This window comes from Phormidesmis priestleyi BC1401 (assembly GCF_001650195.1).
In the GTDB taxonomy this organism is placed as follows: Bacteria; Cyanobacteriota; Cyanobacteriia; order Leptolyngbyales; family Leptolyngbyaceae; genus Phormidesmis_A; species Phormidesmis_A priestleyi_B.
Genome location: NZ_LXYR01000003.1, coordinates 1 through 22,455 on the forward strand (window position 1 = coordinate 1; position 22,455 = coordinate 22,455).

Consider the following 22,455-nt stretch of genomic DNA (forward strand, 5'->3'; position numbering starts at 1 on the left):
AATTCGTTCCTGATTACCCTTGCCCGTCGTTTGGGTTGCCGTACTCTCCCAGATTGCATTCGTCATCTAGCCAATCAAGTCCATCAGGTTTTTCGCTGGCTAACTTGAAACCACCCTGGGAGAGCGATTATCCAAAGGGGAACTTGCTTTGCAAACGGGCGATCGTGCAGTATCAAACACGGCTTGATGGTGAATGATGATTGCTAGAAGACAAGATATAAAGATGTCCCCTGTAAAACGTTTTTACAAAGGACAATGAAGGGCGAGTTTTATCGGTTAGAGCGGACGATAAACGCGGTAATTGATGTCAGGGAAAATGTTGTCGATCGCTTCGACTTTCTCAATCCAACCCGAATCGATTTTGCCCTGATTGATGTCTTCATAGAGTTTGTTAAAGCGCATCAGGTGCGATCGAGTCCGACGAATTGCGTAAGGAACCATCGTTCCCGTTCGCATGATAAACGCCCAGTCAGACGACTGCGCTAACAGCACTTCTCTCGCCGCTTGATTGAGTGCCCGCCCGCTTAGTTCATCTTCAGGTTCTTTTTTAGACAACTCGATCATCCGTTCTGCGGCTTTGTGCAGATGAGGATAGATCCAGGCGTTGGTTTCGTTGAGCCAATATTCATGAAAGCCTTTGTAGCCCCAGCTCGACTGCGACGGACGGCAGACTTGCTGCATCGGTTCTGCCTTGAGATAGTCGGCTAAGTGCGTCATCTCATAGGTGCCCTGATCAAACCACGACTTGCGGAACAAATAGTCGATAAACCACGGACCTTCATACCACCAATGCCCAAATAGCTCGGCATCATAGGGCGATACAATAATCGGCGGACGCTGCATCATGTTGTGGAGATTTTCGACCTGCCGTTCGCGATTGTAGGAAAAATTGGCGGCGTGTTCGGCGGTCTTTTCTTTTGCCCAGTAGGGATCGTAGAGTTGTTTATCTGACAGCCCCAGCCCTTTGCCTGTGATTTTGTGATATTTAATGCCCACATTTTTACGCTGACCGTTGGGCATGACGTAAGGCTTGATATATTCATATTCAGCATCCCAGCCTAAATCGCGATAAAACTCTCGATATTCAGACGCGCCGGGATAGCCGACTTCCGATGACCAAACTTGCTGCGACGACTCATGATCGCGACCAAAAGCGGCGACTCCTGCCTCGGTGAAGATAGGGGCGTAGGTGCCAAAACGCGGACGGGGACGGGCGTAGAGAATGCCGTGTCCATCAGTGAGGAAGTAGCGCAGTCCGGCATCTGCCAACATCCGATCGACTCCCTCATAATAGGCGCACTCTGGAAGCCAGATGCCATTTGCGGGACGATCGAAGGTCTGCTCATAGTGTTCACACGCAACTTGAATCTGTGCCCACACCGCTTGGGGATACATCTTCATTAAGGGAAGATAGCCGTGAGTTGCGCCACAGGTAATGATTTCTAGGTTGCCGCGATCGAGATAGTGCTTAAACGCTTTAACGAGATTGCGATCGCACTTCTCCCAAAACATGCGCGCCGCTTTAAATTCTTTGGCGTTGTGTTCTGCCAGATATCTCATGTGACCATCGTGGGCGTGGCGATCGATTTCCATCTCAGCAAGTTCTTCAAGCTGCGCGAGATGGGCATCATAGCGATCTTGCAGCAATGGATCGAGCAACATCGACACCAGCGGCGGAGTCATGCTCATGGTGAGTTTAAACTCGACCCCATCGCGGATCAAACCCTCAAACACTTGCAGCAGAGGGATATATGTTTCGGTAATGGCTTCATAGAGCCATTCTTCCTCTAGCACGTAATCACTTTCGGGGTGACGAACAAAGGGCAAGTGGGCGTGCAAGACGAGGGCAACATATCCAATGCTCATAAGACTTTCGGGTATAGAGAATGAAACGCTGGGGAAAAACTCAAGAGTTGCCAAAATTGTAAAGCAAAACCGAGGGCGAAACTTATTCTGCGGGGATCAGGTTGTCGGGAATTGAAAAAGTCATCACGATTATGGCTTTATTCGTCAGCGTTGCTGAATAGCGGGATAGACTGCCCTCCTCACGAAGTGGGGCAAGCCCTCCCCAACCCTTCTCCCTAAGGAGAAGGGAGCTAAAGATCTTGTCCCCTCTCCTTTTGGGAGAGGGCTAGGGTGAGGATCAATCTGGAAATTCATCCATCAATTCAGCAACGCCTATTCGTCAACGATCGCGGCATATCGACGGCGGTTGACGATCGCAAACACCCACACGATCGAGGTGAGAAACCCTGCCAAATATAAGGGATAGCGATACGTTGAGGGATAAGCTTGATTGACCATCAATCCGGCAATTACAGGTCCGAACGCATTAGAAGCGCTCAAATAAGAGGAGTTTAATCCCATCACGGTGCCTTGATCTTGAGAAGAGGCATTGAGAGAGATTAACGTATTGATCATCGGCTGAACTAATGAGTTAAACAAAGAAAAGACAATGCTAACAATCACAAAATAAGAAATGTTTGCCCAAATCGGCATTAGAACAAATGAAATGCTGCGGACAAACAGTGCGAATAACAAGATAGTCACAAGATTGAACCGCCGATTGAGCACTGACACACCCCAAGTTTGCATAATCACTCCCAGTACGCCAAATAGGAGGAACATCAGCGTGAGTGCACGATTATCTTGATTGAGCACATGCAAAAAATAAAGCTGAAAGGCATACGTGAAGATCGTAAATGTTGTGCCGATAAAAAAGTTGATGATTAGCAGAATGCCAACTCTTGGAATCGCTAGACCTTTAATCAGATTTTCTAAACCGAGGTCAAAAATGTTGCGCGATCGTCCCGCTTTATGTTGCAGGGTTTCGGGCAAAAAGAAGAGGGTGATTAGCAGGGCAACGAATGCGATCGCGCTCGACACCAAAAAAGCCGCTCCGAGTGAAACCTGTTGAGCAAACAAACTCGTCGCTGGACCTAGCACAAATCCTAGACCAAAGGCTGCCCCAAAAATTCCAAACCCTTTGGCACGATCGGCAGGGGTCGTCACATCTGAGATGATGGCTTGAGCGACCGATGCGTTGCCGCCCGTGATGCTGTCTAAAAATCGCGCGATGAATAAAACGCTGGCGGTCGTAGCGGTGCCTGCAATCAGGTTAGCGATTACAGTTCCGGCTAGGCTGATGATCAAAAGCGGCTTTCGTCCAAAGCGATCGGAGAGTTTGCCAATGATTGGGGTCGCAAAAAACTGAGCGATCGCGTAGCTCGAAAATAGTAGGCTGGTTTGAAAATCATTTAAGCCAAATTGTTTGCCGTATAAATAGAGAACTGGAATTAAAATCGTGAAACTAAGCGCATTAATAAACGCAACGAGAGCCGTCACCCAAAACGTTCGATTCATTTCAATTCTCTAAGAGCGGTCATTTTGATTTTGGCAGACGCGTGCTGTCCGTGTGCGCCAGACAACATGGAGAAACAAATGACCAATGATACGGTTGCTGAAGACTGTCTAAAATTTGGGTAAGGCTTCAGCGATGCGTGTCAAGCTGCTATTTGTTGGACTGCTTTTGTCAAGCTTTTTTGCCCCAGTTTTTCCAGCTTGGGCGGAAACTAGGCAACTAAACTATACTCTCACGCCTGAAGCCAACCAATCATTTAATGGGCTGATTCAGCAAGCAGAACGGCTAGCAGAACAGTCAGTAAAAGAGAGCTTTGCCAATCCTTCAACGGTGGCGATCGAGCTAAAAATCTTGGCAGAACGTGAGGGACTCACCGCTCCAATTCTCTATGTTCGCGTGACTCGTGCCGACTGGCAAAGACAGTCTAATCTGCGATCGGCATTCACCTATCTTCGGGGAGCCGAGCAATTGTTGGGGTTCAGGCTTCCTCAAAATTCTCAGCCGCTCTCGCCAGCAACGGCGGTCAGTTTGGCATCGCCTCAAAGCGAACCGAACTACTATGACAATCCATAAGAACTTATGGCTTAACGGTGAGTATAGCAATCCTAATTAACTTGTGAGATGCAGAGATTCTGCCCTCACCCTAAATCCCTCTCCCCAAGGAGAGGGACTTTGACTTTCTGGCTCCCTTCTCCTTGGGGAGAAGGGCTGGCGAGGGCTTGCCCCACTTTGTGAGGAGGGCAGACCAAATTTACAACTGATTCAGGATTGCTATAGAATCCACTTGAATGAGAACAGTTTCAACTATCAAGAATTGATATCCAGGACTTTCACAACCACTTTCTTGTATATTTTTTTGCCGTCCTCATTTAAGTGAACGCCATCAGATGTCAATCCTGCTTTGAGGCTCCGATCGTTAAACAGGGGTTCGAGTCCTTGATCAACAAGTGCGACACTCTCGACATCAGCCACTTCACGAATCAAGGCGTTGATTTCTTCAACACGCTCGATCGTTCCAGCGACGTTGGGGTTGCGGCTTGCCTCAAGAGTCGAATAAAACGCAGGAGTCAGCGTCACTTGGCTGGCTCCCATTGAGCGAGTCAGTAAGATAATTTGCTCAAGATTGCTTACAAACTCGTCGTTGCGAATGGCATACAAAGCATCATTGGTGCCGATCGCGATCATCACATTTTGGCATTGCACATCCGCAGCTTTTAGCGTTTTTAATTGCTCTAATAGCGACACAGTGCTTAAGCCGCCCATCGCGAAGTTAGCGGCATCTTTACCCAACGTGTTGCCTAACCCCGATGAGATCGAATCTCCAAACAGACAGCCTTTATATCGCTGTCTTTGACTTGACTGTGCCTGATCCTTTACCTTTGAGCGCCACCATGCCAGATCGCCTAGTTTGTCTGGCTTCATCTGAGCGATCGAGACTTGATTTAACAGCCCAACCAGCCCAACTGATGACAGCATTGTCACCAAACTAATCTTGAAATTCTTGATCATAGCGAGTCGATTGAGAAAAATCAGAAAGCTTGCCTCATGATACATGACCGATCTGACCTCGATAGTGTTCCGGTGGTCTGAATTCAGTCATCTAAGCTTTCTTTCACGTAAGGAATGCCTAAAGCGGCAGGAGGCGTAGATTTGCCTGCTAAACCGATAAGCGCGAATAAAGCAATCACGTAAGGCAACATCACTAAGAATTGATAAGGAATGTTTAAGCCAAATGCCTGGATTCTTAACTGTAATGCTTCGGTTGCACCAAACAAAACGCAGGCGAGAACGGTGCTAATGGGATGCCATCGACCAAAAATTAAGGCGGCTAACGCAATAAATCCTTTGCCTGCGCTAATGTCTTCCATAAAGAACTTAACGTGAACTAAAACCAAATATGCACCGCCTAGAGATGCTAAACAACCACTTAGCATGACGCTAAGATAGCGCACAAATAACACTGAAACTCCAGCCGTCTCAGCCGCACGGGGATATTCTCCAACCGCTCGGAGGGTGAGTCCTAAGCTCGTTTTGAACAATAGATAAGTGATCAACGGCACCAGCAGCAGCAATAGATAGACGAGCGGATCTTGATTGAAAAACAGAGACCCCACGATCGGGATTTGGCTTAATCCTGGAATGGCGATCGCGTCGAGTCCTTGCAATGGCTGACTCGTTTTGCTATTGAACACCAGCCGCGATAAAAATGCCGTCAACCCTGCCGCAGAAAGATTGATCGCTAGCCCTGACACGAGTTGATCGACTCGCAGCGTCACACACAGATAAGCGTGAAGCAACCCCACTAAGCCGCCCACGATCAGCGCTGCCAAAATCGCGACCCAAACGCTACCTGTATAAAATACAGTCGCTGCACTGACAAACGCACCTGTAAGCAGCATCCCTTCTAGCCCGATGTTGAGCACGCCCGATCGCTCAGAAAAGAGTCCGCCCAGTGCCGCAAACGCCAACGGAACCGAGAGGCGAAGACTGGCAGCAAGATAGTCAGACAGAAAAGCAGCCGAATCGGACATAGAAATCTTTATCCACTTGTGATAACGGAAGACTGACGGATAGCGAATCGCTTTTCTAACGCTAAACCGATTGCGATAAACAACACGGCGAGTCCTTGAATAGCATACACAACCGTAACGGGAACCCCTGCACTGCGCTGCATGACATTAGCCCCACTGCGAAGGGCACCAAAAAACAGCGAAGTCATCACGACCCCGACTAAATTACCACGACTTAGAAACGCGATCGCGATTGCATCAAAACCATATCCCGGCGAAAATTGGTCAAACAACCGATACTTCAAGCCCGTCACTTCCCCGGCTCCTGCAAGTCCTGCCAGTCCTCCGGCGGTTGCCATGACTAACATAATGGTGCGCTCGACTGAGATTCCGGCGTAGCGAGCCGCGATCGGATTTTGTCCCACGGCTTCGATCTGGTAGCCCAACGGCAATCGCTGAAACACGATCCACAAGACGATCGTCGCCGCGAACCCGATCAGAATTCCGGCGTGGGTTTGGGTTTGGGGCAGAATGATCGGCAGTTGGGCAGAGGTGGCGATCGTCGGACTGTAAGGACTCGGCGCACCTGGCTCGATCAGAGGATTGCTGACCAGATAGTTAATCAAATTAAGGGCAATGTAGTTGAGCAGTAAAGTCGTAATCACCTCATTGATGCCGCGTATCGCTTTCAAATAGCCAGGAATCAGCCCCCAGATTGCCCCAAACAAAAAGCCACTCAGCAGCGCCAAAGGAACGTGAATCAAGGCGGGTAGCCCGTGAACATACAGCCCAACTAGAACGCTGCCCAAGCCCCCCATATAAATCTGACCTTCGCCCCCAATATTAAATTGTCCTGCTTTGAGCGCTACGAATACGCCCAAGCTCGTTAACAGTAACGGTGCCGTTTTTGTTAACGTGGTGCCGAATCCATAGTAATTAGCAAGTGCTTCGCGAAACAGAACAGAATAAGCAGCGATCGGATTCACTCCCGCCAACGCAATCAAGCCAGCCCCGACTAACAGCGCAGATGAAATTGCGAATAGGGGAGATAACACCGGAGTGATTGATCGTAGAATTTGATTCGCTTTCATGGTGACAACCTCCCGGCTGGGCTTCCTGCCATTAACAAGCCCAGTTGTTCAACGGTTGCCGTCGCCGCATCAAGAATTGCCACAAATCGCCCTTCATAAAGGACGGCAATCCGATCGCTCATCATCATAATTTCCTCTAGCTCGGTCGAGATATAGAGAATGGCGGCTCCTCGCTGTCGTTCAGTTAGGAGGGCTTGCTGCACATACTCAGTTGCGCCCACATCTAGACCTCGCGTCGGCTGCATCGCCACAATTAAAGAAGGATCACCAGAGAGTTCTCGTGCGAGAACAACCTTCTGCTGATTGCCTCCCGAAAGCTGACTGACGCGCAGTTTCCCACTCGTCGCACGGATATCAAAGGATTGAATTGCCTGTGTTGCGTGATGGGCGATCGCGCCGCGCTGCAACCATCCATTTCGGCAAAACGGCAACTGCTGAAACCCTTTGAGAATCAGATTTCGGGCAATGCTGAACCTCAGAATCAGCCCCATTTTTTGCCGATCTTCTGGGATATAGCCAATCTTCAAACGTTTGATGCGTTGCTGCATTGTCCAACGCGTGATTAGCTGCCCGTTGAGAATCAGTTCTCCGGCAGTGGCGGGACGTAGACCTGCGATCGCGTCGGCTAATTCTCGCTGACCGTTGCCATCGACTCCGGCAACCCCCAAAATCTCCCCGGCTTTTAGCGTAAAAGAGACATTTTGCACCGCGTTTAAGTGACGATCGTCCCTCACCTGCAAGTTCTGCACTTCTAGAACGATGTGATCCGAAGACTGAGCCGCTTTTTCGAGATGAAACAGCACGTCTCGACCCACCATCAGCCGCGCCAAATCTTGACGAGTCGAGTTGTGCGCGATCGTTGTGCCGACCACTCGCCCCCGTCGCAGCACTGTTATGTGATCGCACAAACTCAGGATTTCATCTAACTTGTGACTGATAAACAAAATCGTATGATTCGCTGCTGCCAGTTGACGCAACACTTTAAAGAAACCCTGCACTTCAGGAGGCGTTAACACTGCGGTTGGCTCGTCTAAAATCAACACTTTTGCCTGACGATACAAAGCTTTGAGAATCTCGACTCGCTGCTGAGTGCCTACAGGCAGATCGCCGACTTTAGCAAGCGGATCGATCGAGAGTCCGTATCGTTCTGACATGACCAAAATCTCGCGGGACTTTTGTTTCAAATTCAGCCGCAGAGTCAACGGGCTACCCAAAATGATATTCTCAATCACCGTCAACTGCGGCACCAGCATAAAATGTTGATGAATCATGCCGATGCCCTGCGCGATCGCCACCTTCGGAGACGTAATTTGTACGGCTCGATCGTGCAAATAAATCTGCCCTGCCTCCGGCTGATACAATCCGCATAAAATATTCATTAGGGTTGTTTTCCCGGCTCCATTTTCACCGAGCAACCCATGAATACTTCCAGCATTCACCTTCAGATTAATAGAGTCGTTGGCAACAAAATTACCAAACCGTTTTGTAATTCCCTCAAGCCGAAGATAAGCAGTCTCTCCATCTCTCATTCTTTCCTAAGCGGCTCCTTTGATACACCAGCTATCTTTTCCGCTAACTTTGCATTCTTCAAACGTGATCTTCTTCGCAATCAACGATTCTTTCGCTTGCGTTGCTTTTTGTTTCGTCGCATCAGTGACAGCAGCACTAAACTCTCCCAGTCTCAGAATATCTGGTTTGTCTAATCCCAGCTTATAGATTTCGCCCTTCATTTGACCATTTTTAGCAATGCTTGCAATGTTTGCGATCGCCAGCCCATAATTTTGCACTGCGCTAGTCAAAACCGTTTGAGGAGCGAGTTTAAGCTGATCTTCAAAATATCCGATCGCATAGCCACCTTTCTCACTCAGGGTTTGAATCACGCCCAAAGCTGCCGAATCGAGCATATTGTAAACCACATCCACTCCAGACGCTAGCAGCGCTTGGGTCGCTTCTTTCGCTTTGCCAATATCATTCCAATCGTTGGTATAGCTGGCTTTGACCTCGATCGCTGGCTTGACTGATTTTGCCCCTAACTCAAACCCTCGATATTCTTGATCTGTGGTGGCAAACGATTGAGCCGTAAGAAACGCAACTTTGTTTGATTTGGTCATCTGGGCTGCAACAATGCCGCACAGATAGCCGATTTGCAGGTGATCGACTTGCAGCGAGGCGATATTGCTGCCCGTCACGACTCCATCAGACACCGCAAAAAACGTGTTGGGAAACTGTGCCGCTACTTGTTTAACTGCCGCCTCAAATTGTCCTCCATGAGCAATCACTAAGTTGAACCCACGACGCGCAAAATCAGACAACACTTCTGCTTGATCGGCTTGAGCAACTTTCTCGACATACGCCGTTTCTGCACCCAGCTTAGACTTGACGACATCCATCGCTTCATAGCCTGCCTGACTCCAGCCCTTATCGGTAATCGGACCCGGAATCGCGATCGCCACTTTAAACGCCGATGCCGAAGCCGCCGGACTTGAGGTGACGCTGCTCGCAGTTGGGGTCGGTGGAGCGCTAGCACATCCTTTAATCAACAAACTTCCACCAAATGCTGCCGAACCCCACACAATAAAGGTTCGTCGATCGAGCTTCCTGACCATTTGTTTTCCTCAGCGACTTCTCAGACCCTAATCCAATTCGGCATTAGAGAATTGTCACTTACAATACCGTTGCTCAGTGGGTTGACTAGACAATTAGTTTGTCCATCAAGTGCCGCACGAGACGATTGAGCCGATCAGAATAGCTTTTCATCACTTCGAGCGCAAAAAATGGGGTTTCTTGAACGACAAACAAAAATCGCTCTTCATCTAAAAATGCCAGCTTGCAGTCGGTTTGGGCGATCGCCGTATAAGCTCTTACGCCTGAACTCACGAGAGCACCAATTCCAAACACCTTACCTGGCTCGATCGTTTCTACAATTTTGCCATTCACCGATAGAGCAATCTCGCCTTCAAGAACGCCATACATCAAATCTCCCGGTTCTCCTTCTTGAAAAACAGTTTGCCCTGCTGAAAAGATTTGAGGGTCAGGCTGTCTTTGAAAAATGCTGAGGGTTCTAACGGGGTCTAACATGAGTGTGTCCAAACAGTGCAAATGCCATTGGGTAGTATACGTCAATCTTTTCGCGCTTTCATGTCGGCTGCATCACATCCAATTTCCTCACGACGCTGAGCGATCGGCATCGCTACCTGAGTCAAAATCGTCATCGGCTGCTGATCTTTGAGAATCTGCATCTGCTCTTCGTCGCGCACAAACAGACTTCCTGCGAACCCTAAAGAGTTGACCGAGATCGACGCAAAACTGTCTTGCGATCGAGGCACCATTAATATCCAATCTCGCGTGGCTAAGAGATTATAAGCGTCACCTGCTCGCAACCCTAAAGTATCTAGGAGCGTACTATAACGAGCAAGTGTCTCCTCAGCCGCTTTCGTCGGTGACTGCATCCCGCTTGGTAAGCGCATCAGCCCATGAGCAAACGGCAGTTTGGGAATCGTCGCAAGGGTGCCTTTAAACTCAGCCGAGGCTAACCACGAGTCGATCGCGATCGCTCCATCTCTCCAAAGAGGCAATGGAATCAGTTGCAAATGTTTGTGAGGCTGACTTGCTCCGGCATTCTTGCCAGCGTTGTAAAAAGCCAGTCCATCATATTCAACGAGGCAAGCCCACAGCGCTGCAAAATCTTCTAGCGTCAATAAACGTTCTTGCTCCTCAAAGGCACGAGTAATGATCAGCAAGTGATAGTCTACAACGTTGAATTTATTTAGCAGACACAAGTGAGTTTCTGATAAATCGGCAACAAACAAGTCTTCTTCATAGGGCAAAAAAGGATTAATTACTTCGCCAGAAATGATAGCTTTTTGCGTTTGCTGCCGGGCTGCTTTCTCTTTGCGCGTCAGATTGGCTAAAATTCTCACTAAAAAATTTACGCCATCTTGATCGACGATCTCACGGTGAGTTGGAATCGATCGCAGCGCTCCACACTCTAATGCGTGCTGTGTCTGTTCAATGACCCGCGTCCACAGCGTTCCAGGCTCTAGCATCAATCAAAAAGATAACGGCTAAAACAAAGCAGAAACACCAATACGGCGCTTCTGCAATCGACCTAAAACTCAGTTTAACCTGTGGCTTCCCAAACCCTTGAGCTAAATAGGTTTTAAAATTGCCCCTAGACAAAGAGCCTGTGAGAAGCGGGAAGGCTCTCTGTCTCAGGAGAGAAGATTTAGTACAACTCTTCTTCTTGGTGCGTCTTGATGGTGCAGTCAGAAGTGGGGTAAGCCACGCACGTTAGCACATATCCTGCTTCGATCTGGTCATCATCTAGGAAAGACTGATCAGATTGATCGACCGTGCCCGCCGTGATTTTGCCAGCGCAGGTAGAACAAGCACCCGCACGGCAAGAGTAAGGAAGGTCTAAACCCTGCTCTTCAGCAGCGTCTAAAATATACTCATCTTCGGGAACGTCGATCGTCGTGTTTAGCCCTTCAGCTTCGTTAATCAGCGTGACTTTAAAAGTTGCCATCGGTAGTCCTCTCTCTATAAACAGAAACGGCGTTAAAGCCATTTGAAAGCGTAACTTTAGGCGTTGCCTGTAGCAGGCTTGCTTCATAAATCAGCTTCAATTCTGATACTACGGGAAAACTTATGAGTTAAAACCTCCAATTCACCTTTGGGATGAACGGGATTCGTAATAAATCTCGCCCATTTAATCTACTTATACTTATGGGACGAGGGAAAAACAGGGTTAAGACGGGCGTTGATCGACTAAGAATCGAGAGCGAACCGATCGCTTGCCTCAATTAATGCACTGCAAATTCCGGGTTCCATCATTGAATGACCCGCATCGGGAACGACGACCAGCTCAGCATCTGGCAAGGCTTTGTGCAAATCCCAGGCAGAAGTCATGGGGCAGACGACATCATAGCGTCCCTGCACGATGACAGTTGGGAGGTGGCGAATGCGATCGCAATTCTGCAAAAGTTGGTCATCTGGCTCTAAAAAGCCTCGATTGATAAAGTAGTGGCACTCAATCCGCGCAAACGCATCGGCAAACTCGGCATCGGCAAATCGACTCTGCGATTTGGGGTCAGGAATCAGTCTGCTGGTGGTGCCTTCCCAAACTGACCACGCACGAGCCGCTTCTTGACGAATCTGGGCATCATCGCTGGTCAAACGACGATAAAAGGCGGATAGAAGATCGGCGCGCTCATCAAGGGGAATCGGCTGTAGATAGTCCTCCCAAGCATCGGGAAAGAGATAGCTTGCGCCCTCTTGATAAAACCAGAGAATCTCTTTGCGCCGCAGTAAGAAAATGCCCCGCAGAATTAAACCCAGACAGCGATCGGGGTGAGTTTGACTATACGCTAATGACAATGTGCTGCCCCAACTGCCGCCTGACACGACCCATTGAGAAATTTTGAGGTGCGATCGTAGCGTTTCAATATCGCTGACTAAATGCCAGGTCGTGTTCTCTCGCAGTTCGGCGTGGGGCGTGCTGCGACCGCAGCCTCGCTGATCGAATATCACAATTCGCCACTTTGCCGGATCGAAGTATTGCCGGAAGACAGGCAGACTGCCGCCCCCTGGTCCGCCATGTAAAAAGATGACAGGCTTGCCTTGAGGATTTCCCGACTGCTCAAAATAAATCGTATGCAGGTCAGACACCTGAAGAGTGCCCGTGTCGTACGGTTCTAAAGGAGGATAAAGATCACGCATATAGCAAGTCTTAGACAACTGAAATACAGTAAACGTCCTATAACAAGGGGCTTAAGCCCCTTGTTCATGCCCTACCCAAATCGGAAACGCAATCAGAGGTTTCATCGCTGCAAACTCCGAGGATCGAGGGCATCTCTCAGTCCATCTCCCAGCACGTTAAACGCTAGAACCGTCAAAATAATCAGCAGCGCAGGCGGCCAAATCAGCCAGGGTTGCAGCACCAAAATCGACGCATTCGTCGCCAGCGTCAGCATATTTCCCCAAGACGGATCAGGCTGTTGAATTCCTAGCCCGATAAGACTCAACACCGACTCAGCCACAATAAAACTCGGAATCGAAAGCGTTGCTGAAATAATGATGTAGGTCGCCGTCTGAGGCAAAACGTGCCGAATGATGATGTAAAGAGGCTTTCCGCCCATCGCTCTCGCCGCCTGAACAAACTCTTGTTCTTTAATCGAGAGCACCTGTCCGCGAATCACCCGCGCCAACCCTGCCCATCGAATAAACGACGTAATCAAAATAATCAGCAAAAACCGTTCAGCACTCGTCAACCCTGGAGGCAGAACCGCCGCTAGCGCCACCAATAAATAAATTTCAGGAATGGTCATCAGCACTTCGACAAAGCGCATTAATACAGAATCGAGCCATCCACCCGCGTAGCCAGAGATGCCCCCGACCAACATCCCTAACGGAAACGCGATCGCGATGCCCACCAGTCCGATACTCAGGCTCACCCGTCCGCCATACACTAAGCGACTGAACTGATCTCGCGCTTGTTCATCCGTTCCCAGCAGGTTAAATTTGCCTTCTCCTGATGTGCCAAACAGATGCAGATTGCCAGAGATGCCAGGAAACAACTCGATCTCTTCAAACTTGGGATCGGTGAGCGGGAACCGAGTCGGCAACGGCAACCGAATCTGCAAAAAGCGATAGTCATCTCCCTGCACAAACAGCCGAATCGGAGACGGCTTTGAACGATCGACCTTTAACTGCCGATCGCCCGTCTGCACATCCACCGCGCCTTGAGTCGTCGGATAGACATGCGGACCGATGAATTTACCGCTCTGGTCAGCCCAATAAACCTGAGTGGGCGGCAGCAGCGCTCCATCGGTTTGAGACTTATAGGGATCGTAGGGAGCAACCAGTTCAGCCGCGATCGCTGACAGGTAAAACATCAGTAGCAACAACGCTCCAAACTTTGCTAACGGGTTTTTCTGAAGTCTTTTCCACCAGTCCATAAGCGCTCAGGGTGAAGGGGGGCTTTAATGCTCTTTGCTGACGATGATCACCCGATCGTGATCCTCATCTTCGATCGAGAGCATCGGTTCTAGAATACTATTCTCCATCGTTTCAGAGAAGATAGATCCCGTTTGAGGTGGAAGAGCCGGATCGAGAATAATTTCGACGATCGTGCGAATCACACTCGTCAATGGAATCGCTAAAATCACGCCCAACAGTCCCGCAACTCTAGCACCAATCAGCAGTGAGGTCAGAATAATCACGGGGCTGAATCCGGTCAGGTTGCCCATGATGCGCGGGGCGATAAAATTATCTTTGACTTGCTGAAGGGCGATCGCGGCTCCCAGCGCTTGTAGGGCTAACCACCAGTCGATAAACGCCACAACGATGCACACGGCAGCAATTCCCAACGTTGCGCCGATAAACGGAATGACTTCCATCACGCCGATAAACACCGCAAACACTAAGAAAAATGGCACTCTAAGCCACCAAAACGCAAAGGATAGCATCGTCGCCATAAATAGCCCTAGCAGCAGTTGCCCTGATGCAAATCGCTGTAGGCTATCTCTTAAAGAACTCGTCAACCGCTCTTGAATGGGGGCAGAAAAGATGCTGGTCAAGCCCGTCCAGATTTTTCCACCGTCCAACAATAAGTAGAACGAGATCACCAAAATTAAAATAAAGTCTAGCACCCAGTTAAACGTGCCCAAGACCAAGCCGATGCCTGTAGATGCGATCGTTTTTGCCTGCCCTTGCACCTGGGCTGAAAGCTGCTGTTCTAGAAACGACAAATCAAAGCCAAAGTGACGCTCTGCGCTCCAGGTTTCGAGATCATTTAGCTGCTGCTGACCTGACTCAATTAATCTCGGAAGATTAGCAGTCAACTGCTGTGCTTGCAATAAAATTGGTGGCGCGATCGTGATCGCTGCAAACCCCAGCACAAATCCTGCGAGTAAATAGACTAAAGCAGCGGCGATCGGGCGAGGCAAAATTGGATGCAACCGATCGACCGCGTAGTTGAGCAAGAAGGCAATCAATCCAGCAGTGACTAGCACGCTGAGGAGTTCGCCGAAATAGGTGAGCGCGTTTAAGCTCAACCAACCTGTGACCAAAATCAGCAGCCAGGTGATCAAAAACTGTTGAATTGGAGAGAAGAAGCGATCCATAGAGGAATCTAAAGAAGTTTGAGCGGACAACCCATGCACGCTATCACATTCCCATCTTATCGTTCTCCATTTGTAGGAGTGTCTGGTAAGTCTCTGCTACTTCAGCGATCGCTTCATCTCTCAGAAGCTTTTAAGAAATCACTTCGGCTGGGTAATTGAGTGAGGTGACGATCACGCTAAGTTTGATCGGCGTGTTAGTTAGTGTGAGCTGTGTTTTGCTAAGTTCGATCGGAGTGTTCCTTCGTGTGATCCGTGTTTTGCTAAGTTCGTTCTCTGACGGTTGCTATAATTTGGTGCAGTTCATCGATCGCATTGCCCCATGACCCAACAGCCACTCTCACAGATGCGGACGGAATTGGTGGGGTTGTGAAGTATCTTCCCGATGATGCATTCATTATCACCGCCTATTTCACAGATAAGAGAAACAGAAAACGATGCCATCATGGAACGAGTGGATGTAGAGGGTAACCTTCTCAGCTTTTCCATTCTAGCGGTTAGTCAACTTGCAAAATCAAAACCATTAATTGCTGAGTTGTTGTCAGGAAAAGGAGATGCAGCTTAGTCGAAGAAATAGGCATCTCTAAACCAGACATTGTGGCGGGGTTTCATCATCCGTTAATGCGCGAACATTCTGACTTTGCAGTTGCTTGATTCATACCTTAACAAGGAGAAAAGCTATGTCTACTCTGATGCAATCCTCAATCGAGGATCTAGCGATCGCAGCCCCTGAAAAAAAAGTCTGGACGGATGAAGCATTCATGGCGCTGCCTAATGATGGACATCGCTATGAAATTGTGAATGGAGAATTGATTGATATGGGAAATTCAGGGGCATCGCATGGTTATATCGCGATTATTTTAAGCTCTGCTTTGTTCCCTGTGGTCATGTCTAAGAAATTAGGAGCTTTATTGGACTCCAGCACCGCTTTCAAAATGAAAAATGGCAATAAGCGATCGCCCGATATTTCTTTCTTTGCTAGAGAACGTCTGCAAGGCATGACCCAACTACCCACTGGTTTTCTCGAAGGCGCACCCGATCTCGCTGTTGAAGTGCTGTCTCCTGGCAACACCGTTGAAGAGATACACGAGAAACTGGTCGAATATTTTGAGAATGGCGCTCGTTTAGCTTGGGTGATTCATCCGACTGAAAATTACGTGTTGGTCTATCGCTCTGCCGTGGAACCAGACCGATTACTCAAATCAACCGACTCCCTAGACGGTGAAGATGTGATTCCCGGATTTACTCTTCCTGTTGCCGATCTCTTCCAAAAGCTCTCGTTCTAAATCTTTGTGATGACCTCAACCCCTCTCAATCCCACCATCCTCGAACCCCTCTTTGCTCCCTGGTCAGAACCCAACGCCCATCGCGTCCGGGCAGAAAAAGCGGGCGACCCAGCCCAGATTATTCAGGGTAGACGGGCATCACCGATCGATTTAGTCAGCAATCTGCGCGCTGCCGTGCGCGAGTGGCGCGAAGCCTTCTACATTGGAGCAAGTGACACGACGATTCAGCTTCTCAACCACTAGTTTAACCGCGCCCATCGTCAAACCCAGCCCAACGGCGAAGAGCTTGAGTTTCGCTACTTCTTCTGTCAGCGCGAAGCCGTTGAAACCCTGATTTACCTCAAAGAAGTGCGACGCATCGAATCCCTTTCCCAAATCATCGCCGAATTTGGCGGCACCAACGCTGAACTACAGGCATTAGGCATTACCGAAACTGAAGATGCTTGGAGCCGTTATGCCTTCAAGCTCGCAACGGGCGCAGGCAAAACCAAAGTCATGAGCCTGTGCATCGTCTGGAGCTACTTCCACGCCCTGCGCGAATCCGAGTCCGAAATGGCGCGGCACTTTGTGGTCATTGCCCCCAACCTCACCGTCTACGAACGCCTCAAAGACGACTTTGGCAACGGGCGCGTTTTTGACACCGATCCCCTGATTCCCCCCGAATGGCGCGGCGACTGGAACCTCTCCGTTGTCCTGCAAGACGAAGCCAGCGGCGCAGCCACAGGTGGCACCCTCTACCTCACCAACATTCATCGCCTCTACGAAAAACGCAAAAAGAAAGCCGAAGACGAAGGCTATGCCTGGATGGGACCAGCCGTTTCCAAATCCAAAGCGCTCGACACCGGAGCAGCCTTGCGCGATCGCATCACCACCCATCGCCACGTCATGATCCTCAACGACGAAGCCCATCACGTTTGGGATGCAGATTCAGCCTGGAACGACGCGATCGCCACCCTCCATAAAGCCATTCTTGCCAAAAGCGGCTGCAAACTCGTCGCCCAACTCGACTTTTCCGCTACTCCCAAAGACAACAAAGGACTCCTTTTCAAACACATTGTCTGTGACACGCCCCTGGGTGAAGCCGTTGATGCCGGAATCGTCAAAACGCCGCTGATCGGGCAAGCCAGTCGCAAACTGGTCGAGCAAGCCGACGACAACGCGGCCTACCGCTGGGAGCAGCACTTGCTCTTGGGTTACGAACGTTGGAAAGCCAGCAAAGCCGAATGGAAAGCGAGTGGTAAGAAGCCTTTGCTGTTCATCATGTGTGACGACACCAATGCCGCTGACCAAATTACCCAACGCTTCAATACCGACCCGCTATTTGCTCACCTCAACGGCAAAACCATCAACCTGCACACCAACCTCAAAGGCAAACTCAAAAAAGTCGGCAAAGGCAACAACGTCCGCTACGAATTTGTCGAAGACGAAAAAGCCATCAGCGACGATGACCTAAAAGCACTCCGCAAACTCAGCCGCGAACTGGATAGCAACACCAGCCCTTATTCCTGCATTGTTTCCGTCCTGATGCTGCGAGAAGGCTGGGACGTTCGCAACGTGACGACGATCGTGCCGTTACGTCCCTACAGTTCCAAAGCCAACATCCTACCCGAACAGACTCTAGGACGAGGCTTGCGGTGCATGACTCCAGCCGGACAAGCGAACGAACTGGTGACGGTGATCGAGCATCCCGCCTTTGCCAGCCTTTATCAACAAGAACTAGCGCAGGAGGGCTTACCTTTAGAGATTGTGGATCTCGATCGCGTCCCTGCTACCACCATTTCCATCTTTCCTGATGAGGCACACAAAGACGTAACTCAACTAAACATTCAGATTCCCACCCTCTCAGCAGGCTACCGGATCATCCCAAAGCTAGAAGGCTTGACCATTCACGATGTCAAAAAAGCTTTCAAACCATACAAACCTCTCCCATTGGGAAAACAGGGCAATAGCGAAATCCAGTACGAGGGGCGACACCTGTTCACCGGGGAAGTCATCCAAAAACTTCAGCTCAACTTGCCTCTCCTGGCATCCGGCATTGGTGCGGTTTCTTACTACGTCAAGCAACTCGAAACGATTTGTAAACTGCGGGGATTGCATCCCATCCTCGCCCCGCTGATTCAGACCTTTCTAGAAACAATCCTATTTGAGCCAAAAACCAACCTGTTCGATCCCGCATTAGTCGCTCGTCTTGCAGATTCCGATGTTGGTGAACATCTCCGGGCTGTGTTTGTCCCCCTGATCCGCAGTCGCACCACCACCACTGAATCACGCTTGGCAGCAGAAGCCCCCAAATCACTCAACACATGGAAACCCTATCAAGTTACCCTCAGCGAACGTCGCCCCGCCCTAGAAGCGGCTAAAACCCTATTTAATCTCGTCACCTGCAATCGAGAATTAGAAGTCGCGGTAGCCAAGTTTTGCGATCGCGCCCCCGATGTCGTTGCCTTTGCCAAAAACGCTGGCTCACAGTGTTTACGAGTGGATTATTTGGCACAGGGCGATCGCCTTGCTTTCTACACCCCCGATTTCTTTATTCGCACCCTCGACGGGCACTGCTACTTAACCGAAACCAAAGGACGAGAAGACCGAGATGTGCCGTTGAAAGCAAAAGCGGCGATCGCCTGGTGTGAGTCTGCTTCTACAGAAACAATCCAGTGGCACTATCTCTACATTCCCCAAGGGGTCTTTGAACGCATGGCAGGCGATACCGTTGCCGAACTCGCTCGTGCCTGCGCTCCAGCCCTACAAAACTTACTACAAGCCGAAGAATTTCAGGATTTGCCTCTATTTGTCAATCTGGGACAGGCAGATGAAGCAGCAACAGCGGTAGACAGCCTGATCGATTCAGCCATTCTGAATGCTCTGCCTTCTCGCTATCGCCGAGCTGCCGATCAAGCTGTGATGCTCTATCGTTTCTTTGAAAACAAAGAAGGCATGAACTACGCACCCGTCTTCACAGCCCTGCTGGGTTCGATCGATGAAGTTGCAAAAGGCTTTATTGTGCGTCGTCTTCAGCCAGAGTTGCTCATTACTATAGAGGCTCAAAAAGCTTGGTTTGATCCAGATCTGTATGGGTTAGATCGTAAATCAGAACAGAACTATCGTAAGCTGGCGCAAAACTTGAAACGGACGCTAGTGTTTAACAACGGATTGTCGCTGATTGGCTTATTGCGATCGTGTCTAGACTATGCTCTGAATGACACCACAAAAATCGAGGGTGTTTTTGCAGCCCTGCATACTCAATTTCGGATTCAGGGTGGACGCAAACTTCTAGAAACCATCACGCGCATTAACGACTTTCGTAATACCTACATTGCTCACCAGGAGCAGGAACTAACCGATCGAAATTTGGCTGAACAAGAATTAAAAGTCTGGATCGAGGCGTTACAAGTCGTTGGCAAGCAAATGCAGTGAACGAAGGATTCTAAGCGTCGACGACCCCCTACGCAGGAGCGATTTGCCCTTGCTCGTCAGCTTTTTCGTGTTCGATGACAAACACATTGGAATAGAGATTTGCAATAATCTGCTTGCCCTGCTGAGTCAGTGAAAGATAGTGCAACGCATCTTTAATATAAGGATGAACTCCATTCCAGTAGAACTTGGGATAGTTTTTGCGGAGATCTCCAGGATGCCGATAGCCTAACGCTTGATTCACGCCCGTTTCTTCAAATTCGTAATAAAGGGCGCTGATCTTCTTCAAATAGCGGGGGTCACTGAGTTGACCAATCAAATCCGAGGCGCGAATCAACCCCGGATAGTCGATCGTATCCTGATGATCTTCAGCCGTCGGGACAGGGAAGCGAGTCAACTCGATGTTGCGTTTGACTAGCTCGGCATCAATCAATTTATGCCCCCCAAAGCGCTCATCGATAAACAGCTTGGCTCGATCGACGTGATAAGGGGTCAACGCCGCATCAGAAGCACCCGGCGGAAGCGTCACCATTGCGCCATCTTTCCCCGTCGAAAACATTCCATCGCGATCGCAGCGACACACCCCCTTGACATAGCCAATATCGTGACAGACCAGCGAGATCACAAAATGCAGCCAGTCTTCACACGATACGCCCCCTTGCCGAATGTGACGACCCCGCAGAATTTCTTGCCCTACCAGCGTCACCAAAATTGAATGCTCAACGTTGTGATAGAGCGCATCACTGTTGGCAATATTCTCCATTGCCATTGACCCCACCCAGCCGATGATGTCTTCATAGTCAGACTTCCAGCCGCCATAGGTGCGTCGATAGCCCTCTTTGAGCTTGGCAACAAAGTCATCAATTAAAAGTTCGGTGGCGTTAAACATCAGGAGCACTCACTGCGAATCTACGGACGATTTTATCGGTCTAATCTTCCCCGGTTTGTTCAATCTCAGCTAAACGGTAACTGACTTCCTGAGATCGGGCGATTCAAACCACGATCGCAACGATTCTACAGTCGGTCAGATGAGTGCTGGTTGAATTCGGGCACACTCCTTGATTCTATCGAAGTGAAACTCCATCACCCAAAACAAGTCACTATAGATTTTGGCGAGTGTTTCGCGTAAGAATATTTAGCGTGCGTCATAATCAAGAAAGACATTTATTTCACGCTAGACAAGGTTTGTAGAGGAAGCATCGTGGCATTGAATACCCTGACAGAATCTGACTCCCCTGAACCACAGCCGCCCCACAGTGCAGAATTTGAGGCAGCTTCTGACGGAGTGGCTCCTCCGGCTCGCGGTCGGCTTACCGGAGCACGAGGCATTTTAGCCGGGGTTGGAATTGGCATGGCGATCGCCGTTGGGGGCATGACGCTGCTCTCGAATTCTGGTAAATCTGCGGCTCCGGCGGCAACGACTCAAGAGGCTCCGGTGGCGGGTCAGAGTGTTGCAGTCGAGACGGCAAAGTTGGCGTTTGTGCCCAAAACATTCAGCGCGACGGGCAGTGTGGATGCTCAAGACTGGGCACAAGTAATGCCCCAGGCAACCGGGGTGCAGATTCAGCAAATTTTGGTGAATGAAGGCGATAGCGTCCAGACAGGGCAAGCGATCGCGATTCTAGATAGTTCTGTCTTGCGAGACCAACTCAATGAAGCTAAGGCGCAGTTAAATTCGGCTCAGGCGCAATTTAGTTCGGCGCAAGCGCAGTTAAATTCGGCTCAAGCGCAAGTGTCATCTAATCGCTCGATCGTGCAGCAAAAAAATGCGGTACTGAAACAACAAAGAGCCGTTTTAGCCGAGGCTGAAAGCAATTTGAGACGCTATCAAGGGCTGCGAGACGATGGCGTGATCAGCAGTCAAGATCTAGAGTCCCGCACGACTTCAGCCACCACTGCAAGAGAGTCGATCAGCGTGGCGCAGTCTAACATCAGCAGTGCCCAAGCCGATGTCGCCAAAGCTCAAGCCGGGGTCAATCAAGCTCAAGCCGGAGTCACGCAAGCTCAAGCCGGAGTCGATACGGCAGTGACTCGTATTCAGCAGCTTGAGACAAAAATTGCTCAAACGACAGTACGCGCTCCGGCAAGTGGGATTTTGGCAAAGCGAAACCCCGATGATCAAAAAGCAGCCGTTGCTAAAGTCGGCGAACTGACTGGCTCTAGTCCCCTGTTTTATATTGTGCGAAATGGTGCGCTACAGCTTCAGGTGAATGTGCCCGAAACGCTGCTTTCTCAAGTGAAAGTGGGTGAATCTGCCAAAATCACCTCTGATGCAGATAAGCGTATTAGCGTCCAGGGGCGAGTGCGAGACATAGAGCCAGTGATCAACTCGCAAACTCGTCAAGCGATCGTCAAGATTGACCTACCCGAAAGTGGGCTGCTCAAGCCAGGAATGTTTCTGAGATCGGAGATTGTCACCCAAAAAGTTCAAGCCGTAGTGGTCTCTGAAAAAGCCGTGGTGTCTCAGGCAGATGGGCGCAAAATTGTCTATGTGTTAGACGGCGACCAGATTGCTCATGCAAAACCCGTTGAGACGGGCGATCGCAACAACGGACAAATCGTGATCACAAGCGGCATTAATCCTGACGATCGCGTGGTCGTGGCAGGTGCAGGATTTGTCAAAGATGGCGATCGGGTCACCGTTGCCCAACAATAATCCTTCTGCGTGAATCGTCT

21 protein-coding genes are annotated in these 22,455 nt (G+C 49.7%); 7 read left to right on the forward strand and 14 right to left on the reverse strand.

Features of this window, described 5'->3' with window-relative positions; all coding sequences use genetic code 11:
• Positions 1-276: 276 nt before the first annotated feature.
• Both A8707_RS02410 and A8707_RS02415 read right to left on the reverse strand, forming a co-directional pair.
• A complete protein-coding gene (locus A8707_RS02410) occupies positions 277-1,866 on the reverse strand; it encodes a glycoside hydrolase family 57 protein (protein WP_068814786.1) in 1,590 nt (529 codons plus the stop codon).
• 312 nt (positions 1,867-2,178) lie between these two features.
• Positions 2,179-3,363, reverse strand: coding sequence for an MFS transporter (locus A8707_RS02415; RefSeq protein ID WP_068814788.1), 1,185 nt, complete (start codon positions 3,361-3,363; stop codon positions 2,179-2,181).
• 133 nt (positions 3,364-3,496) lie between these two features.
• On the opposite strand from A8707_RS02415, the gene A8707_RS02420 reads away from it, so the two are divergent.
• Positions 3,497-3,934, forward strand: a complete 438-nt coding sequence (locus A8707_RS02420) for a hypothetical protein (RefSeq protein WP_068814790.1) — start codon at positions 3,497-3,499, stop codon at positions 3,932-3,934.
• A 234-nt stretch (positions 3,935-4,168) separates the two neighbouring features.
• Here the strand turns inward: A8707_RS02420 and A8707_RS02425 are convergent, their stop codons facing one another.
• From A8707_RS02425 to A8707_RS02475, 11 genes are all read right to left on the reverse strand, one after another.
• The gene (locus A8707_RS02425; RefSeq protein ID WP_231947907.1) at positions 4,169-4,915 is read right to left on the reverse strand and encodes an SGNH/GDSL hydrolase family protein; all 747 of its coding nucleotides are present in this window, start codon (positions 4,913-4,915) and stop codon (positions 4,169-4,171) included.
• 38 nt (positions 4,916-4,953) lie between these two features.
• Positions 4,954-5,892 (reverse strand): ABC transporter permease, encoded by a 939-nt coding sequence (locus A8707_RS02430; RefSeq protein ID WP_068814791.1) that lies wholly within the window; start codon positions 5,890-5,892, stop codon positions 4,954-4,956.
• Positions 5,893-5,900: 8 nt separating this feature from the next.
• Positions 5,901-6,962 carry an ABC transporter permease gene (locus tag A8707_RS02435; protein ID WP_068814793.1) on the reverse strand — a complete coding sequence of 354 codons (1,062 nt, stop codon included), beginning with the start codon at positions 6,960-6,962 and terminating at the stop codon, positions 5,901-5,903.
• Positions 6,959-8,491 (reverse strand): ABC transporter ATP-binding protein, encoded by a 1,533-nt coding sequence (locus A8707_RS02440; RefSeq protein ID WP_068814796.1) that lies wholly within the window; start codon positions 8,489-8,491, stop codon positions 6,959-6,961. The genes A8707_RS02435 and A8707_RS02440 overlap by 4 nt, the downstream gene beginning before the upstream one ends.
• A 6-nt stretch (positions 8,492-8,497) precedes the next feature.
• Positions 8,498-9,568: a BMP family protein gene (locus A8707_RS02445; protein ID WP_068814798.1), complete on the reverse strand. Its 1,071-nt coding sequence runs from the start codon at positions 9,566-9,568 to the stop codon at positions 8,498-8,500.
• An 85-nt stretch (positions 9,569-9,653) separates the two neighbouring features.
• The gene (locus tag A8707_RS02450; RefSeq protein WP_068814800.1) at positions 9,654-10,040 is read right to left on the reverse strand and encodes a cyclic nucleotide-binding domain-containing protein; all 387 of its coding nucleotides are present in this window, start codon (positions 10,038-10,040) and stop codon (positions 9,654-9,656) included.
• Between the two features lie 41 nt (positions 10,041-10,081).
• Positions 10,082-11,008 carry an ATP adenylyltransferase family protein gene (locus A8707_RS02455; RefSeq protein ID WP_068814802.1) on the reverse strand — a complete coding sequence of 309 codons (927 nt, stop codon included), beginning with the start codon at positions 11,006-11,008 and terminating at the stop codon, positions 10,082-10,084.
• Positions 11,009-11,187: 179 nt separating this feature from the next.
• Positions 11,188-11,487: a ferredoxin gene (locus tag A8707_RS02460; RefSeq protein ID WP_068814804.1), complete on the reverse strand. Its 300-nt coding sequence runs from the start codon at positions 11,485-11,487 to the stop codon at positions 11,188-11,190.
• 242 nt (positions 11,488-11,729) lie between these two features.
• Positions 11,730-12,680 (reverse strand): prolyl aminopeptidase, encoded by a 951-nt coding sequence (pip, locus tag A8707_RS02465; protein WP_068814806.1) that lies wholly within the window; start codon positions 12,678-12,680, stop codon positions 11,730-11,732.
• 101 nt (positions 12,681-12,781) lie between these two features.
• Entirely contained in the window at positions 12,782-13,918 is a 1,137-nt protein-coding gene (locus tag A8707_RS02470; RefSeq protein ID WP_068814808.1) for an ABC transporter permease, read from the reverse strand.
• A 24-nt stretch (positions 13,919-13,942) separates the two neighbouring features.
• On the reverse strand, positions 13,943-15,085 hold the full coding sequence (locus A8707_RS02475; RefSeq protein WP_068814810.1) for an AI-2E family transporter: 1,143 nt from the start codon (positions 15,083-15,085) through the stop codon (positions 13,943-13,945).
• A 382-nt stretch (positions 15,086-15,467) separates the two neighbouring features.
• On the opposite strand from A8707_RS02475, the gene A8707_RS02480 reads away from it, so the two are divergent.
• From A8707_RS02480 to A8707_RS02490, 5 genes are all read left to right on the forward strand, one after another.
• On the forward strand, positions 15,468-15,647 hold the full coding sequence (locus tag A8707_RS02480; protein ID WP_068814811.1) for a hypothetical protein: 180 nt from the start codon (positions 15,468-15,470) through the stop codon (positions 15,645-15,647).
• A gap of 14 nt (positions 15,648-15,661) precedes the next feature.
• Positions 15,662-15,736, forward strand: a complete 75-nt coding sequence (locus A8707_RS30540; RefSeq protein ID WP_269452656.1) for a hypothetical protein — start codon at positions 15,662-15,664, stop codon at positions 15,734-15,736.
• A gap of 26 nt (positions 15,737-15,762) precedes the next feature.
• Positions 15,763-16,368: a Uma2 family endonuclease gene (locus A8707_RS02485; protein WP_082906195.1), complete on the forward strand. Its 606-nt coding sequence runs from the start codon at positions 15,763-15,765 to the stop codon at positions 16,366-16,368.
• Between the two features lie 9 nt (positions 16,369-16,377).
• On the forward strand, positions 16,378-16,611 hold the full coding sequence (locus A8707_RS28860; RefSeq protein WP_197484588.1) for a hypothetical protein: 234 nt from the start codon (positions 16,378-16,380) through the stop codon (positions 16,609-16,611).
• 105 nt (positions 16,612-16,716) lie between these two features.
• Positions 16,717-19,782 (forward strand): DEAD/DEAH box helicase, encoded by a 3,066-nt coding sequence (locus A8707_RS02490; RefSeq protein ID WP_197484589.1) that lies wholly within the window; start codon positions 16,717-16,719, stop codon positions 19,780-19,782.
• A gap of 28 nt (positions 19,783-19,810) precedes the next feature.
• On the opposite strand, the gene A8707_RS02495 is transcribed toward A8707_RS02490, so the two are convergent.
• Positions 19,811-20,668: an Npun_R2479 family HD domain-containing metalloprotein gene (locus tag A8707_RS02495; protein WP_197484590.1), complete on the reverse strand. Its 858-nt coding sequence runs from the start codon at positions 20,666-20,668 to the stop codon at positions 19,811-19,813.
• A gap of 312 nt (positions 20,669-20,980) precedes the next feature.
• Between A8707_RS02495 and A8707_RS02500 the strand changes: the two genes are divergently transcribed.
• A complete protein-coding gene (locus A8707_RS02500; RefSeq protein WP_068814813.1) occupies positions 20,981-22,435 on the forward strand; it encodes an efflux RND transporter periplasmic adaptor subunit in 1,455 nt (484 codons plus the stop codon).
• Positions 22,436-22,455 lie beyond the last annotated feature (20 nt).